Here is a 15,113-nt window from a genome sequence, read left to right as displayed (position 1 = left end):
GGGCGCGCCGATGATCGGTCCCCGGTACCACGGTCCGGGCCGTTCCCGCCCCTAGCGTGGAAGACCAGGGCGGCCGGGACGGCCCGGCCCCGGAGCACAGGGATGACCGATGATCGAGGCGCACCAGCTGACCAAGCGGTACGGCGAGAAGACGGCCGTCGACCGGCTGGACTTCACGGTCCGGCCCGGTACGGTGACGGGCTTCCTCGGGCCCAACGGGGCGGGCAAGTCCACCACCATGCGGATGATCGTCGGACTCGACGCCCCCACCGGCGGGACGGTCCGCGTCAACGGGCGCCGCTACGCCGAGCACGCGGCGCCGCTGCAGGAGGTCGGCGCGCTGCTGGAGGCCAAGTCGATCCACCCCGGACGCTCCGCCTTCAACCACCTGATGGCCCAGGCCCACACCCACGGCATCCCACGCCGTAGGGTCGAGGAGGTCATCGAGATGACCGGGCTGCAGTCGGTGGCCCGCAAGCGCGCCGGGGCGTTCTCGCTCGGCATGGGCCAGCGGCTCGGCATCGCCTCGGCCCTGCTCGGCGACCCGGCCACCGTGATGCTGGACGAGCCCGTCAACGGCCTCGACCCCGAGGGCGTCCTGTGGATCCGCAACCTCCTCACCGGGCTCGCCGCCGAGGGGCGCACCGTCTTCGTGTCCTCGCACCTGATGAGCGAGATGGCCCTCGTCGCCGACCACCTGATCGTCGTCGGCCGCGGCCGGCTGCTGGCCGACACCACCGTGCAGGACCTGGTCCGCGAGGCCGGCGGCGACGTGGTCAAGGTCGCCAGCGCCGACCCGGCCGGGCTGCGCACCGCGCTCGCCGGACCGGGAGTGGAGATCACCGGCCGGGCCGGTTCGGAGGAGCTCCTCGTCAGCGGCCGCACGGCCCGCGAGATCGGCCTCGCCGCCGCCGAGCAGGGCATCGCCCTGTTCGAGCTCACCCCCCGGACGGTCTCCCTGGAGGAGGCGTTCATGGAGCTGACCCGCGACGCCGTCGAGTACCACGGCACCACCACCACTGCCGCCGGCACCACCGGCACCGAGACCACCAGGAGTGTGGCATGAGCACCGTCGCACCCAGCCCGACGCCGTCCGCTCCCACGGACCTGCCCGCCGCCCGCCCCGCGTACAAGGTCACGGCGCTGCGCGTGCTGCGCTCCGAGTGGGCCAAGCTGTGGTCGCTGCGCTCCACCTGGATCACCCTCGGCCTCGCCCTGCTGTTCCTGGTCGCCTTCGGCCTGATCGCCGCGTCCCAGTTCAAGTCGCGGATCAGCGACGGCCGCCCGATGGACCGGGACTTCGCCGCCGCGAGCACGCTCAGCCTGTCGCTGTTCGGCACCAACTTCTCCCAGCTGGCACTCGGCGTCCTCGGCGTGCTGGTCGCCGCCGGCGAGTACTCGACCGGCATGATCCGCTCCACGCTCGCCGCCGTGCCGCGCCGCCTGCCTGTGCTGTGGTCCAAGGCCACCGTGTACGGGGTGATCGCGCTGCTGCTCGGCACCGCGGGCGCGTTCACCGCCTTCCTCGTCGACAGCCGGATCCTCGCGAGCACCCGCGCCGCGATGACCATCTCCGACGCCGGGGTCGTGCGCGGCCTGTTCGGGGCCGGGCTCTACCTCGCGCTGGTCGGCGTGATCGGCGTCGCGCTCGGCGCCCTGCTGCGCTCGGTGGCCGGCGGCATCGCCGTCCTGGTGGCCTCCCTGATGCTGATCCCCGGCCTCACGGCGCTGCTGCCCAGCTCCTGGCAGGACCACATCAGCCCCTACCTGCCCAGCCACGCGGGCCAGGCGATGTTCGCCCTCCAGCACGACGCCACCACGCTCTCGCCGACGGCCGGGCTGGTCGTCTTCCTGGGCTGGACGGTCCTCGCCCTGGCGGGAGCCGCCGTACGCCTGGTGCGCACCGACGCCTGACACACCCGTCGGGCCCGCGGCACCCGCGGGCCTGAGAGACTCGGAGGGCGGCGTCGGCTCGGACCGGCGCCGCCCTTCACGATTCCGTCCGCGATCCCGGCCCGGATCCCTTCCGCGATCGTCCCCGCGATCGCCGAGCGCTTGCAGAACCACGGAGGTGCCCCCGGTGAGCGACCACGTCACCTCCACGGACCCGTCCGCCGGAGCCGAGATCCTCTCCGGCCCGGTGTTCGCGCGCCTGGCCCGGATCGGCCAACGGGTGCGCCAGGCCGACCGCAACCACCCGTGGGTGCTCGACACCGCCGTGGTCGTCGCCGTCTTCGTGGTCTTCTGCCTGCCCGACCTGTTCCCCTGGCGCGGCGACGGCGGCCCGCGCGAGCACCGGATCGTCCTCGCCCGGCCGCCGCTGGCCGCCATGCTCGCGCTGCAGGCGGGCCTGGTCGTCCCGCTGCTGTGGCGCCGCCGCCGGCCCACCGCGGCCTTCGTCGCGATCATGGCGGTGTTCGTCCTGCAGTGGTCGCTGGGCGTCGGCCTGCGCGCCGACGCCGCCCTGCTGGTCGCCCTCTACAGCCTGGCCCTGCACGGCCGGCTGCGGCACCTGGCCTGGTCCTGCGGCGCCATGGTCGGCGCCATCGCCCTGGTCGCGGTGGCCGTCTCCGGCGGCGGGCTGCCCGTCGGCGACGCCCTGTTCTTCCTGTTCAGCGCCGCGACGGCGGCCGTCGCCCTCGGCATCGCGGTCCGCATCCGGCGCGCCCAGCTCGCCGGACTGCGCGAACGCGCGGCCCGCCTGGAGATCGAACGCGACCAGCGCAGCCGACTCGCCGCCGCCACCGAGCGCGCCCGGGTGGCCCGCGAGATGCACGACATCATCGGCCACAACCTGTCCGTCATCGTCACCCTCGCCGACGGCGGCGCCTACGCGGCCCAGGCCGCCCCCGAACGCGGCCGGGAGGCCCTGCAGCTGATCGGCGACACCAGCCGCCAGGCCCTCGGCGAACTGCGCCGGATGCTCGGCGTCCTGCGGGAGCAGGGCGAGGAGACCGCCGAGTTCACCCCGCAGCCCGGCATCGCCGACCTCGACGGGCTGTGCGCCCGCATCCGCGCCGCCGGACCCCAGGTGGTCTACACGGCGGCCGGAGACCTCGGCCACCTCGACCGGGGCATGCAGCTGATGGCCTACCGCATCGTCCAGGAGTCGCTCACCAACGCCCTCAAGCACGCCGGCCCCGACACCCGGGCCCACGTCACCCTGAGCGCCGGCACCGACGGCCTGCGGGTCCGCGTCCAGGACAGCGGCCCGCCCCCCGGCGTGCGCACCCCCGCCCACCCCGGCGGCGAGGGCCAAGGCCTCGCCGGCATCCGCGAGCGCGCGGCGCTGTACGGCGGCAGCGTCACGGCCGGACCGGGCCCCGGTGCAGGATGGACCGTGGAGGCCGTACTCGACCTCACCCCCGACCCGACAGGCGGCCCGACGTGACCACCGTCCTCATCGTGGACGACCAGCCACTCCAGCGCTACGGCTTCCGCATGCTGCTGGAGAGCCAACCCGACACCGAGGTGGTCGGCGAGGCCGCCCACGGCGCCGAGGCCGTCCGGCTGACCGCCGACCTGCGGCCCGACGTCGTGCTGATGGACATCCGGATGCCCGGCATGGACGGCATCGACGCCACCCGCCGGATCGTCGCCACCGGCGGCCGCTCCCGCATCCTCGTGCTGACCACCTTCGACCTCGACGAGTACGCCCACGCCGCCCTGCGCGCCGGAGCCAGCGGCTTCCTGCTCAAGGACGCCCGCCCCGAGGACCTGCTCTCCGGGATCCGCTCCGTCGCCGAGGGTGACGCCGTCGTCGCACCCGCCATCACCCGCCGCCTGCTCGACACCTACGCCCACCACCTGCCGGTCCGCCCGCCCGGCGCGGCGCCCGTCGCCGACCCGCAGCTGGAGGCCCTGACCGAGCGCGAACGGGAGATCCTCGTCGCCATCGCCCACGGCTGGACCAACGGCGAGATCGCCGCACGTCTCGTCCTCGCGGAGTCGACCGTCAAGACGCACGTCAGCCGGGTCCTGGCGAAGATCGGCGCCCGGGACCGCGTGCAGGCGGTGATCTTCGCGTACGACCGCGGGCTGACGCGGCCGCAGCCGCCGGTCTGAGCCGCCGCGGGCGCCACCGGCGGGCGGGTGTCCGGCGAGCGGGCCGGGGGTGCGGGCGGCGAGCGCGGCCCGAGCGGGTCAGGCTGCGCCGCCGGTGTCCGGCGGTGGGGCGGTGGGCTGGAGCGGGTGCAGGAGCACGGCGCCGATCGCGAGCCATCCGGCGGCGAGGAGCCAGCTGCCGAGGACGTCCAGGGGCCAGTGCACCCCGAGGTAGATCCGGCTGAGGCCGACCACCAGGGTGAACACGGCGGCCCACCCGGCGGCGGTCCGGGCCGCTGCCGGGTGGGCCCGGGCGACGGCCAGGGCGAGCAGGCCGGAGCTGACGGCGGAGGTGAAGGAGTGGCCGGACGGGAAGGAGAACCCGGACGCGTCCGTCGCCCACTCCGCCTGGGGCGGCCGGGGCCGTCCGCAGGCGTGCATCACGCCCAGCCGTAGGAGCTGGCCCGCGATCAGCCACAGCACCGGCGCCGCCAGCTGGAGGGCGGCCCGGCGGACGGGCCGCGGCGCGGGCGTGGCGCGGACGCTGACGGCCCCGGCGGCCAGGGCGAGGAGGTAGGGCACCACGGCGCTGCCGAGCCGGGTGAGCGCGACGGCCGAGCTCCGGGCGACCGCCGGGCGGTGGTCGGCGGCCCAGTCGGCGGCCGCCCGCTCGAAGGGGAACGGCGCCCATGCGCGGGTGGCCAGCAGCACGGCGAGGGCGGTGAACAGCGCGGCGGCGACGCCCGCGGCGAGGAGCCACCGTCGCCTGGCGCGGGCCTCCGGCGCGGCGGGCCGGGACGGACGCACGGTCGTCGGCGGTCGGTTCATCGGGCACGACGCCTTTCCTCGGGGCCGGGAGCCTGCCGCTGCCGCCGACCGGGCGGACAGCGGCACCGTCCCCATGCTCGCGGCGCCCACGGTCGGGCTGGGCGCTGCCACGCCCGCGCGGCTGCGTCCGCCCGACGCCGACGCCGACGCCGACGGCATGGGACGCCCCGACGCCGACCGCTCAGCCGGTCACCGGGATCCCCGCGTGTCGCAGGGCGGAGCGGGCCGCGTGCACCCCGCAGAGGCCGTGGACGCCCGCGCCGGGTGGGGTGGCGGCGGAGCAGAGGTGGACGCCGGGGATGCCGGTGGCGTACGGGTCGAGGGCGGCACGCGGACGCAGGACGGTCTGGCGGGCGGTGTTGGCGCCCGTGCTGATGTCGCCGCCGACGAGGTTGGGGTTGTGGCGGGGCAGGTGGCGGGTCGGCAGGGTGGTGGTCGCCAGCACGCGCTCGCGGAAGCCGGGCGCGAAGCGTTCGATCTGGGCGAGGACCGCCCAGGAGGCGTCCCCGTCGTAGCCGTGCGGCACGTGGGCGTAGGCGTACACGGGGTGGACGTCGCCGCGGGAGCGGCCGGGGTCGGCGAGGTACTGCTGGGCGACCAGGACGAAGGGGCGTGCGGGCAGCCGGCCGCGGGCGGTCTCCCGTTCGGCGTGGGCGACTTGCTCCAGGGTGCCCCCGAGGTGCACGGTGCCGGCCCGGCGGCAGTCCGGGTGGCGCCACGGGACGCCGCCCTGGACGGCGAAGTCCATGCGGAACGCCGCCGGCCCGTACCGCCAGCGCCGGTAGGCACGCCGTACCCGCGGGGGCAGCCGGTCGCCGCAGAGGTCGGCGGCCGCGCCGGGCGCGACGTCCAGCAGGACGATCCGGCAGGGCGGCAGGTCGGCCAGTGCGCGGACCGGGTGTCCGGTCTCGATGCGTCCGCCGAGTTCGGTGAGCCGCGCCGCGAGGGCGGCGGTGATCCGGCCGGAGCCGCCCCGGGCGACCGGCCAGCCGCGGTGGTGCGCGGCGGCGAGGAGGAGCAGGCCGACGGCGGAGGTCAGGGGCCGGTCGAGCGGGCGGAAGGCGTGTGCGGCGGCGCCGGCGAACAGGGCCCGGGCCCGGGCGGTGCGCCAGGTGCGGGCGAGCAGCGTGGCGGGCAGGGCGGCCCGTCGGCCGAAGTCGGCGAGCAGCAGGGGGTGCCGGGGGAGCCGCAGCAGGGGACGCAGGACGTCCTCGGCCAGGGCGTCGAAGTGTTCGCCGGGCCGGGTGAACACCCGCAGCCAGGCGTCGGCGTCGGCGCCGAGGGCGCGGGCGGTGTCGCGGACCGATCGCACGGCCGCGGCCGCCTCCCCGCCGTCGAGCGGGTGCGCCAGGTCGACCTCGGGCCAGGCCCACTCCAGTCCGTGCCGGGCGAGGTCGGGGGAGCGCAGCAGTGGGGAGGCCACGCCGAACGGGTGCACCGCCGAGCAGTGGTCGTGCAGCAGGCCGGGCAGGGTGCTCTCGCCGCTGCGGGCGCCGCCGCCGATCTCCTCGGCGGCCTCCAGCACGGTGACCGTGAGGCCGTGCTCGGCGAGCGTGACGGCGCCGGCCAGGCCGTTGGGCCCGGAGCCGACGACGACGGCATCGGTCATGTGCTGCCTCCCGGTGAACCTTCTCCCGGGACCCATGATGATCCCTGGTGTCCGTCTCCGCCGAGCCGCGCCGGGCCATGCCCGCGCCGTGTTCGAGCTGAGCGGTCGTCACTTCCGGTGGAGCACCGCCGTGTACGAGCCGTTGTTACTTCCGGTGAAGCACGGAACCGACGGTCGACGAAGGACACATTGTGTCCTATGGTGAACATCGTGTCCTCGCCGAGGCGCGCCCGGCGGTCCGGCCGGCGCGGGTCGCTACCAGGCGCTGCCCGCTGCCGTGCGCTGCCCGCTCCGCTGCGCCTCCGTCCCGCCCCGCCCCCCCCGCAGAGCCGAACACCCCTGGGAAGTGAAGGAGAACCACGGCATGGCCGACACGTTCGAAGCGGACAAGTCCGAGCTGGTGGACCTCGCCCACCGCCGGATGCAGGCCGCGATCCCCGACAGCGGCTGGACGGTGCGCCAGAAGCTCGCGCTGACCTGCCGCATCCTGTTCGACGCCGGGCACGACTCCGGCCTGGCCGGGCAGATCACCGCCCGGGCCGAGCGCCCGGGCACCTACTACACGCAGCGCCTGGGACTCGGCTTCGACGAGATCACCGAGTCCAACCTGCTGCTGGTGGACGAGGACCTCGACGTCCTGGAGGGTGACGGGATGGCCAACCCGGCCAACCGGTTCCACAGTTGGGTCTACCGCGCCCGACCGGACGTCAACTGCATCATCCACACCCACCCGCTGCACGTCTCCGCGCTGTCCATGCTCGAAACCCCACTGGTCGTGTCGCACATGGACACCTGCCCGCTGTACGACGACTGCGCGTTCCTGGAGAAGTGGCCCGGCATCCCGGTCGGCAACGAGGAGGGCGAGATCATCGCGGCCGCGCTCGGCGACAAGCGCGCGCTGTTGCTGGCCCACCACGGCCAGCTGGTCGCCACCGGGACCGTCGAGGAGGCCTGCACCCTGGCCCTGCTCTTCGAACGGGCCGCGAAGCTCCAGCTGCTGGCGAGCGCCGCGGGGAGGATCCAGGAGATCCCCGAGCTGCTGGCGCAGGAGGCGCACGACTGGATCTCCACCCCCAAGCGCGGCCAGGCGAACTTCGCCTACTACGCCCGCCGCGCGCTGCGCGCCGGGCACGGCGACGCCGTGGACCACCTGCTCGCTGCCGCCCCCACCCGGAAGGACTCCTGAGATGGCCGCGACCGTCCTCGACGGGATCATCGCCTACCCGGTGACCCCGTTCTCCCGCACCGACGGCAGCCCGGACCTCACCCGGCTCGCCGAGCTGATCGAGCGGCTGGTCGCCTCCGGCTGCCACGCGATCGCCCCGCTGGGGTCCACCGGCGAGAGCGCCTACCTCGACGACCGGGAGTGGTTCGACGTCACCGAGGCGTCGGTCGCCGCCGTCGCGGGCCGGGTGCCGACCGTGGTCGGCATCGCCGACCTCACCACCCGCAGCGCGGTCCGCCGGGCCCGGTACGCCGAGCAGGTCGGCGCCGACGTGGTGATGGTGCTGCCGCTGTCCTACTGGAGGCTGGACGAACGGGAGGTCACCCGGCACTACGAGGAGATCGCCGGCGCGATCGGCATCCCGCTGATGGTCTACAACAACCCGGCCACCGCCGGGGTGGACCTCCCGCCGGAGCTCCTGCACCGGCTGGTCGACCGGGTGGAGAACATCACCATGGTCAAGGAGAGCAGCGGCGACATCCAGCGGATGCACCGGCTCGCCCAACTGTCCGACGGCGCCCTGCCGTTCTACAACGGCTCCAACCCGCTGGCGCTGGAGGCCTTCGCGGCCGGTGCGGCCGGCTGGTGCACGGCGGCGCCCTGTCTGATCCCGGAGCTCACCCTGGCCCTGTACCGGGCGGTGCGCGCCGGAGCGCTGGACACCGCCCGGCAGGTCTTCTACCGGCAGCTGCCGGTGCTGCAGTTCCTGACCGGGGGCGGCCTGCCGACCACGGTCAAGGCGGGCCTGGCGCTGGGCGGCCTGGACGTCGGCGGGCCGCGGCGGCCGCTGCTGCCACTGGCCGAGGAGCGGGCGGAACGGCTGGCCGCGCTGCTGGCGGAGGCGGGCGCGCTGGGCGTGGCCCCGCCGGCGTGAGTCCGCGGACCCGCCGCGCGCCGGACCCGCCGCGCGCCGGAGCGGGGCGAGCCGCCGCGCGTCGGGGCGGGGCGGGGCGAGCCGGCGCGGGTCGGCTCAGGGCAGCGTGGGGACCCGGTCCGAGGGGCCGGCCGGGTCGTCGTGGATGACCACGAGGATCTCGGCCGGCTCCGCTCCGGTGCTCCGACAGCGGTGCGGCAGCGCGGAGTTGAAGTAGACGCTGTCCCCGGGGCCGAGCCGTACGGTCCGCTCGGGGAACTCCAGCTCCGCGGTGCCCGCGTGGACGAACAGGAACTCCTCGCCCGCGTGGGACTTGTACGCCGAGCCGGTCGCGTCGGTCGGCGGGTACATCACGAACGGCACCATCTGCTTGCCGCTGAGGCCGGTCGCGATGCCCTCGTAGTGCGGGGTGCCCGGGCCGGTGCCGCCGGCGATCGGGGTGCGTTCGCCGGCGCGTACGACGGTCACCAGCTCGGGCTCCACCTCGTCCGAGAACAGCCGGCCGACGTCGACGCCCAGGGCGTGCGCCAGTTTGAGCGCGGTGGAGATGGACGGGTCGCTGAGACCCCGTTCGACCTTGGAGAGGTAGCTCTTGGTCACGCCGACCTGCTCGGCGAGCGCCTCCAGACTGAGCCGGTTCTGCTTCCGCAGCACCCGCAGTCTGCTGCTCATGCGCCACCTCTCACCCGCGGACTCGTCCGGTCCATCATCCCATCGCGGACGCACGGGCCGTCGGGGTGGTCTCGGTGCCTCAGACGTCGCGGGCCGCGGCCACGGCGGTGGCGGTCAGCAGCAGCCAGACGAGGGCGGGGATCACCAGGGTGATGACGAGGGGCCACTGGGCCAGGCAGAGGATCAGGCCCCCGAAGTAGGCGGGGAAGAAGATCCAGAGGGCGGCGAAGACCGGAGTCGACAGGGAGTTGTCGCCCAGCCGGGCCAAGCCGCACGCGGTCAGGGTCGACCCCAGGCTGACCAGGAGGGCCACCTTGAGGACGGACAGCCAGGGGATGTCGGGGGTCGAGGCGCGGTGCCCGTGCCAGGAGATCTCGACCGGCCGGCCGTTCCAGATCTTCAGGTCCACGTTGGTGCCGAACGTCGCCTCCTTGTAGAAGGCCTCGCCGACGCTGAAGGTGCTGCCGGGTGCGGTCTCGCGCGTCACGGTCAGATCGTAGGTGGTGGAGTCGCTGCCGCTGTCGACCCTCCGCGCCGTCACCCTGCCGGTCTCGTGGCGTACGCAGGGTGCGCCCGGCGCGGCGGCCGCCGCGCCGCAGTCCGGGGCGGCGCGGTAGGCGTACACCGAGCCGTACGCGCCCACGAACCAGCTGAAGGCGAGGAGGACGGTGGCCAGGCCCGCCGCCAGGAGCAGCACCCGGGCCAGGCCCCGGGCGATCACCCAGTGGAGCCGGGGCCGGCCGGGCGGCCTCGCGTCCTCGATCCGTGCGTTCATCGAACCCCCTCGATCCCGTCCCGGGCACCTCCCCGATGCCCAGCAGGGATGATCCCAGGGAGGTTCCCGGCGGGGGAAGTCAATTCGAACCTCTTGTAACGCAGTTGTGGAACTTCTGTCGACGGGGCCGGTCCGCTCAGGGGATCGCGGCGGCGGCCGTGCCGCAGACCGGCGCGGTGCGGTAGGCGTACATCTCGTGGTGGACGTCGAGGAACAGCCGGAACCCCAGCGCGGTGACGGCCAGTCCTGACAGGAGGAACAGCCCTTGCACCAGGAGTGCTACGGAGGGCCTCCGGTAGCCGCCGGACGCCCCCGGATCCCTCATCCACGTCTCCATCGCCGCCCCCAGGATCGCGCCCCGGGCACCTCCCCGGGCGCCCAGCCGGGATGATGCCAGGGCCCGCCGGCGGCGGGGAGCAACTCGGCTCCCTTGTGACGGAGTTGTGGAAGTCCCGCCGGACGGGCGGCGCGTTCGGGTCGGTACATTGCCGCCATGACGACCTCCGAACCGCTGAGCCCGGTGTCCCGCACCGCCCTGTCCGTCGCCCGGGTCCGGGCCTACGAGAGCTCCCGCCCCGACCCGCTGTTCGTCGACCCGTACGCCGCCGCGTTCGTCACGGCGGCCGACGCGCCGATGTCCGCCACCGGCCCGGGCAGCGACCTCGCCAAGGCCCTGGTCGCGCACGGCATCCTGCGCACCCGCTACTACGACGACCGCCTGCTCGCCGCCGGGGCCGACCAGGTGGTGCTGCTCGCGGCCGGGCTCGACACCCGCGCGTACCGGCTGGACTGGCCCGCCGGAACCCGGGTGTTCGAGCTCGACCTGGCCCCGGTGCTGGCCTTCAAGGAGCGGGTCCTCGACGGGCTCGGCGCGGTGCCGAGCAGTGGGCGCACCACCCTGCCCGCCGACCTGCTCGACGACGGCTGGCCCGCCCGGCTGGTCGGGGCCGGGTTCGACCCGGCGCGCCGCTCGGCCTGGCTGGCGGAGGGCCTGCTGGTCTACTTCACGCCCGAGGAGGCGGCCGGACTGTTCACGGCGGTCGCCGGCCTGGCCGCCCCCGGCAGCCGGCTGCTGCTGGAGAAGGGCCAGGACGTGAACGCCACGCCGCACGAGCCGTCGCTCGCCCACATCACCGGGCTGTGGCGCGGCGGCCTCGGCCCCGACACCCACGGCTGGCTCGACCGGCACGGCTGGACCACCGCCCTCACCGCCCTGGACGGCCTCGGCGAGACGTACGGCCGCCCGCTGTCGCGGCCCACCACCAGGGGCTTCATCGAGGCCGTACGGCGTGCGGACGGCTGACCGCGCCGCCACGGGGCAGCCCGGCCGCCGGGCCCCCGCCCCGCTGTCGAGCCGCCCCCGGCCGGCCGGGGGTCATGTCCGTGCGCTGGTCGATCACCCAGTCCGGGCGCCCGCGCCTGGTGCGTGCGACCACTCGTTCCGCCCGGTCGCTCGTTGCTTCAATCGCCGTGTCGATCAATCGAGGACGGTGACGGAACGTGGACCTGAACACGGTGGTGGAGCTGCGCGACGCGCGGCGGCGCGGGCCCTGGCGCCAGGGGGACGCCTGGCTCGGCGGCGGGACGTACCTGTTCTCCGAGCCGCAGCCGCACATCCGCCGGCTGATCGACCTCAGCCGGATGGGCTGGGAGCCGGTGCGGCTGACGCCCGACGGCGACCTGGAGATCGCGGCCACCTGCACGATCGCCCAACTGTCGCGCTTCGCCAAGGCCCTGGACCGGCCGGCGGCCCCGCTCGTCGAGCAGTGCTGCCGGGCCTTCCTCGCCTCCTGGAAGATCTGGCACATGGCCACCGTCGGCGGCAACCTGTGCAACGGACTGCCCGCCGGGCCGATGATCTCGCTGACCGCCGCGCTGGACGGCGTCTGCACGCTGCTCGCCCAGGACGGCGCGGTGCGCGAACTGCGCGTCGAGGACTTCGTCGTCGGCGCCGGGGTGAAGGACCTGCGCCCCGGCGAACTGCTCCGCTCGATCCGCCTGCCCGCCCGGGCCCTGGCGCGGCGCACGGCATTCCGGCAGGCCTCCCTCTACGGGCTCGGCCGCTCGGCCGCGCTGATCATCGGCACCCGCGACCCGCTCGACGGCGAGCTGGTGCTGACCGTCACCGCCTCCACCGTACGCCCGGTCCGGCTGCGCTTCCCGCTGCCGCCCAACGCGGCGGCGGTGCACGAGGCGATCGCCCGCGGGATCGAGCCGCAGGAGTACTTCGACGACATCCACGGACACCCGGCCTGGCGGCGGCACATGACCTTCCGGCTGGCCGAGGAGGTCCGCCGCGAGATCGTCGAGGAGCACCGCTCCGGTGAGGAGGCCGGACGATGAGCTTCTCCGTCCGGGTCAACGGCGAGGACTTCGACGCCGAGCCGCGCGCCGGCCAGTGCCTGCGCACCTACCTGCGCGAACGCGGCTGGTTCGGGGTGAAGAAGGGCTGCGACGCCGGGGACTGCGGCGCCTGCACCGTCCAGGTGGACGGCGAGCCGGTGCACAGCTGCCTCTACCCGGCGCTGCGCGCCGGGGGCCGCGTCGTCACCACCGTGGAGGGACTGGCCGAGGAGGGCGGTGAACTCCACCCGCTGCAGCAGAAGTTCCTGGACGCCCAGGGCTTCCAGTGCGGCTTCTGCACGGCCGGCATGCTGATGACGGCCTCGGCCCTCGACGAGGAACAGCTCGCCGACCTGCCGCGCGCACTGAAGGGCAACCTGTGCCGCTGCACCGGCTACCGGGCGATCGAGGACGCCGTCCGCGGCGTGCGGCACACCGAACGGCCGTGCGCCAGCCAGGCCGTCGGCCGCAGCCTGGGCGCCCCCGCCGGTCCCCAGGTGGTGACCGGCACCGCCCGCTACACCTTCGACGTCGACGTCCCGGGTCTGCTGCACATGAAGCTGCTGCGCTCGCCCCACCCGCACGCCCGGATCGTCGCCGTCGACACCGCGGACGCGCTGCGCGTCCCCGGCGTGGTCGCGGTGTTCACCCACGAGGACGCGCCGGACACCCTGTACTCCTCGGCCCGCCACGAGCACCCGACCGAGGACCCGGACGACACCCGGCTGCTGGACGACACCGTCCGCTTCGTCGGCCAGCGGGTGGCCGCCGTCGTCGCCGAGAGCGAGGGCGCGGCCGAGGAGGGCTGCCGGCGGATCGTCGTCACGTACGAGCCGCTCCCGCACGTGCTGGACCCGGAGGAGGCGATGGGCCCGGGCGCCCCGGTGATCCACCCCAAGGGCCCGGAGTCCCGGATCGCCCGCCCGCAGGACAACGTCTGCGGCGAGGCGCACGGCGAACTGGGCGACGTCGAGCAGGGCTTCGCCGAGGCCGACGTGGTGTACGAGGAGACGTTCCGGACGCAGCGGGTGCAGCACGCCAGCCTGGAGACGCACGGCTGCGTCGCCTACTTCGAGGAGAACGAGGAGACCGGCGAGGAGCGGATCGTGGTGCGCTCCTCCACCCAGGTGCCCTTCCTGACCCGGCGGGCGCTGTGCGACCTCCACGGCCTGCCGACGGACAAGGTCCGCGTGGTGGCGGGCCGGGTCGGCGGCGGGTTCGGCGGCAAGCAGGAGATGCTCACCGAGGACATCGCGGTGCTGGCGGCGCTGCGCCTGCACCGGCCGGTCAAGCTGGAGTTCACCCGCGCCGAGCAGTTCTTCGGCGCCACGACGAGGCACCCGTTCACCGTCACCGTCAAGCTCGGCGCCAGGAGCGACGGCACCCTGACGGCCCTGCAGTTCCGGGTGGTCGCCAACACCGGCGCCTACGGCAACCACGGGCCGGCGGTGATGTTCCACAGCATCGGCGAGTCGATGGGCGTCTACCGGGCGCCGCACAAGAAGGTCGACGCCTACTCCGTCTACACGAACGCGGTGCCCGCCGGCGCCTTCCGCGGCTACGGCCTCGGCCAGGTCACCTTCGCGGTGGAGTCGGCCATGGACGAACTCGCCCGCCGGCTGGGCATCGACCCGCTGGTGCTCCGGGAGAGGAACGTCATCGGGCCCGGCGAGCCCATGGAGGGCCCGCTCGGCGAGGAGGAGGACCTGCACATCGCCTCGTACGGGCTCGACCAGTGCCTGCGGGTGGTCCGCGACGCCCTCGCGGACGACACCAGCGCCGAACTCGCCCCCGAGGGCTGGCTGGTGGGCCAGGGCTTCGCCATGGCGGCCATCGCCTGCGGCCCGCCCGGCGGCCACATCGCCGACGCCACGGTGAAGCTGCTGGCCGACGGCACGTACGACATCGCGGTGGGCACCGCGGAGTTCGGCAACGGCACCACGACGGTGCACAAGCAGATCACCGCGGGCGCGCTGGGCACCACCGTGGACCGGATCGCCGTCCGGCAGTCCGACACCGACGTCGTCAAGCACGACACCGGCGCGTTCGGCTCGGCCGGCACGGTGGTCGCGGGCAAGGCGGTGATGAAGGCCGCCAACGCGCTCGCCGAGCGGATCCTCTCCTTCACCGCCGAGTACGCCCGCACCCCGCGCAGCCTGCTGCGGCTGACCGCCGAGGCGGTGGACTGCGACGGGCGGACGGTGCCGCTCAAGGAGGTGTACGAGGCCGCGCACGGGCAGGGCGTGGAGCTCGGCGCCGACGGCCACTTCGGCGGCTCGCCGCGCTCGGTGGCGTTCAACTCCCAGTGGTTCCGGATCGCGGTGGACCCGGACACCGGCGAGATCCGGATCCTGCGCAGCGTCCACGGCGCCGACGCCGGCAAAGTGATGAACCCGCTGCAGTGCCGCGGCCAAGTCGAGGGCGGCGTGGCCCAAGCGCTCGGCGCGACGCTGTTCGAGCAGGTCCTGGTCGACGACCGGGGCGAGGTCACCACGGCCGCGTTCCGCCGCTACCGGCTGCCCGCGTTCGCGGACGTGCCGCGCACCGAGGTGCACTTCACCGAGACCTCCGACGCGATCGGGCCACTGGGTGCCAAGTCGATGTCGGAGAGCCCGTTCAACCCGGTGCCGCCGGCCTTCGCCAACGCCCTGCGGGACGCCACCGGCATCCGCTTCACCGAGGCGCCGTTCCTGCGGGACAAGGTCTGGCGGGCCCTCGACGAGCACCGGTGACGGACCAGGGC

The 15,113-nt window shown here is 74.7% G+C and carries 14 protein-coding genes; 9 read left to right on the top strand and 5 right to left on the bottom strand.

What is annotated here, in order from left to right:
* Positions 1-109 precede the first annotated feature (109 nt).
* From ACZ7KX_RS21900 to ACZ7KX_RS21885, 4 genes are all read left to right on the top strand, one after another.
* Positions 110-1,066: an ABC transporter ATP-binding protein gene (locus tag ACZ7KX_RS21900; protein WP_396545904.1), complete on the top strand. Its 957-nt coding sequence runs from the start codon at positions 110-112 to the stop codon at positions 1,064-1,066.
* Positions 1,063-1,914 (top strand): ABC transporter permease, encoded by an 852-nt coding sequence (locus tag ACZ7KX_RS21895; RefSeq protein ID WP_470327889.1) that lies wholly within the window; start codon positions 1,063-1,065, stop codon positions 1,912-1,914. Before ACZ7KX_RS21900 ends, ACZ7KX_RS21895 begins: the two co-directional genes overlap by 4 nt.
* Before the next feature lie 166 nt (positions 1,915-2,080).
* Positions 2,081-3,391, top strand: coding sequence for a sensor histidine kinase (locus ACZ7KX_RS21890; protein ID WP_470327888.1), 1,311 nt, complete (start codon positions 2,081-2,083; stop codon positions 3,389-3,391).
* Complete coding sequence (locus ACZ7KX_RS21885; protein WP_396545902.1) at positions 3,388-4,065, top strand: response regulator; 678 nt, start codon at positions 3,388-3,390, stop codon at positions 4,063-4,065. The genes ACZ7KX_RS21890 and ACZ7KX_RS21885 overlap by 4 nt, the downstream gene beginning before the upstream one ends.
* Positions 4,066-4,143: 78 nt before the next feature.
* Here ACZ7KX_RS21885 and ACZ7KX_RS21880 read toward each other — a convergent pair whose 3' ends face one another.
* The gene (locus ACZ7KX_RS21880; RefSeq protein ID WP_470327887.1) at positions 4,144-4,872 is read right to left on the bottom strand and encodes a phosphatase PAP2 family protein; all 729 of its coding nucleotides are present in this window, start codon (positions 4,870-4,872) and stop codon (positions 4,144-4,146) included.
* A 181-nt stretch (positions 4,873-5,053) separates the two neighbouring features.
* Positions 5,054-6,481: a phytoene desaturase family protein gene (locus tag ACZ7KX_RS21875; protein WP_470327886.1), complete on the bottom strand. Its 1,428-nt coding sequence runs from the start codon at positions 6,479-6,481 to the stop codon at positions 5,054-5,056.
* 364 nt (positions 6,482-6,845) lie between these two features.
* On the opposite strand from ACZ7KX_RS21875, the gene ACZ7KX_RS21870 reads away from it, so the two are divergent.
* Together ACZ7KX_RS21870 and ACZ7KX_RS21865 are read left to right on the top strand one after the other, a co-directional pair.
* Entirely contained in the window at positions 6,846-7,667 is an 822-nt protein-coding gene (locus ACZ7KX_RS21870) for an aldolase (RefSeq protein ID WP_470327885.1), read from the top strand.
* Between the two features lies 1 nt (position 7,668).
* Positions 7,669-8,580 (top strand): dihydrodipicolinate synthase family protein, encoded by a 912-nt coding sequence (locus tag ACZ7KX_RS21865; protein ID WP_470327884.1) that lies wholly within the window; start codon positions 7,669-7,671, stop codon positions 8,578-8,580.
* Positions 8,581-8,676: 96 nt separating this feature from the next.
* On the opposite strand, the gene ACZ7KX_RS21860 is transcribed toward ACZ7KX_RS21865, so the two are convergent.
* The 3 genes from ACZ7KX_RS21860 to ACZ7KX_RS21850 all read right to left on the bottom strand — a co-directional run bounded on the left by ACZ7KX_RS21860 (position 8,677) and on the right by ACZ7KX_RS21850 (position 10,352).
* Positions 8,677-9,252, bottom strand: coding sequence for a helix-turn-helix domain-containing protein (locus ACZ7KX_RS21860; RefSeq protein WP_350522792.1), 576 nt, complete (start codon positions 9,250-9,252; stop codon positions 8,677-8,679).
* 79 nt (positions 9,253-9,331) lie between these two features.
* Complete coding sequence (locus ACZ7KX_RS21855) at positions 9,332-10,027, bottom strand: hypothetical protein (protein ID WP_470327883.1); 696 nt, start codon at positions 10,025-10,027, stop codon at positions 9,332-9,334.
* A gap of 136 nt (positions 10,028-10,163) precedes the next feature.
* Positions 10,164-10,352 (bottom strand): hypothetical protein, encoded by a 189-nt coding sequence (locus ACZ7KX_RS21850; RefSeq protein WP_470327882.1) that lies wholly within the window; start codon positions 10,350-10,352, stop codon positions 10,164-10,166.
* A 168-nt stretch (positions 10,353-10,520) separates the two neighbouring features.
* Here ACZ7KX_RS21850 and ACZ7KX_RS21845 point away from each other — a divergent pair, with 168 nt between their 5' ends.
* The 3 genes from ACZ7KX_RS21845 to ACZ7KX_RS21835 all read left to right on the top strand — a co-directional run bounded on the left by ACZ7KX_RS21845 (position 10,521) and on the right by ACZ7KX_RS21835 (position 15,102).
* Positions 10,521-11,330 carry an SAM-dependent methyltransferase gene (locus ACZ7KX_RS21845; RefSeq protein ID WP_470327881.1) on the top strand — a complete coding sequence of 270 codons (810 nt, stop codon included), beginning with the start codon at positions 10,521-10,523 and terminating at the stop codon, positions 11,328-11,330.
* Between the two features lie 197 nt (positions 11,331-11,527).
* The gene (locus tag ACZ7KX_RS21840; RefSeq protein WP_470327880.1) at positions 11,528-12,370 is read left to right on the top strand and encodes an FAD binding domain-containing protein; all 843 of its coding nucleotides are present in this window, start codon (positions 11,528-11,530) and stop codon (positions 12,368-12,370) included.
* Entirely contained in the window at positions 12,367-15,102 is a 2,736-nt protein-coding gene (locus tag ACZ7KX_RS21835) for a molybdopterin-dependent oxidoreductase (RefSeq protein WP_470327879.1), read from the top strand. The genes ACZ7KX_RS21840 and ACZ7KX_RS21835 overlap by 4 nt, the downstream gene beginning before the upstream one ends.
* Positions 15,103-15,113: the final 11 nt, after the last annotated feature.

The sequence above is a fragment of the Kitasatospora sp. NPDC038210 genome, from assembly GCF_055600605.1.
This window is presented reverse-complemented; position numbering and strand designations above follow the sequence as displayed.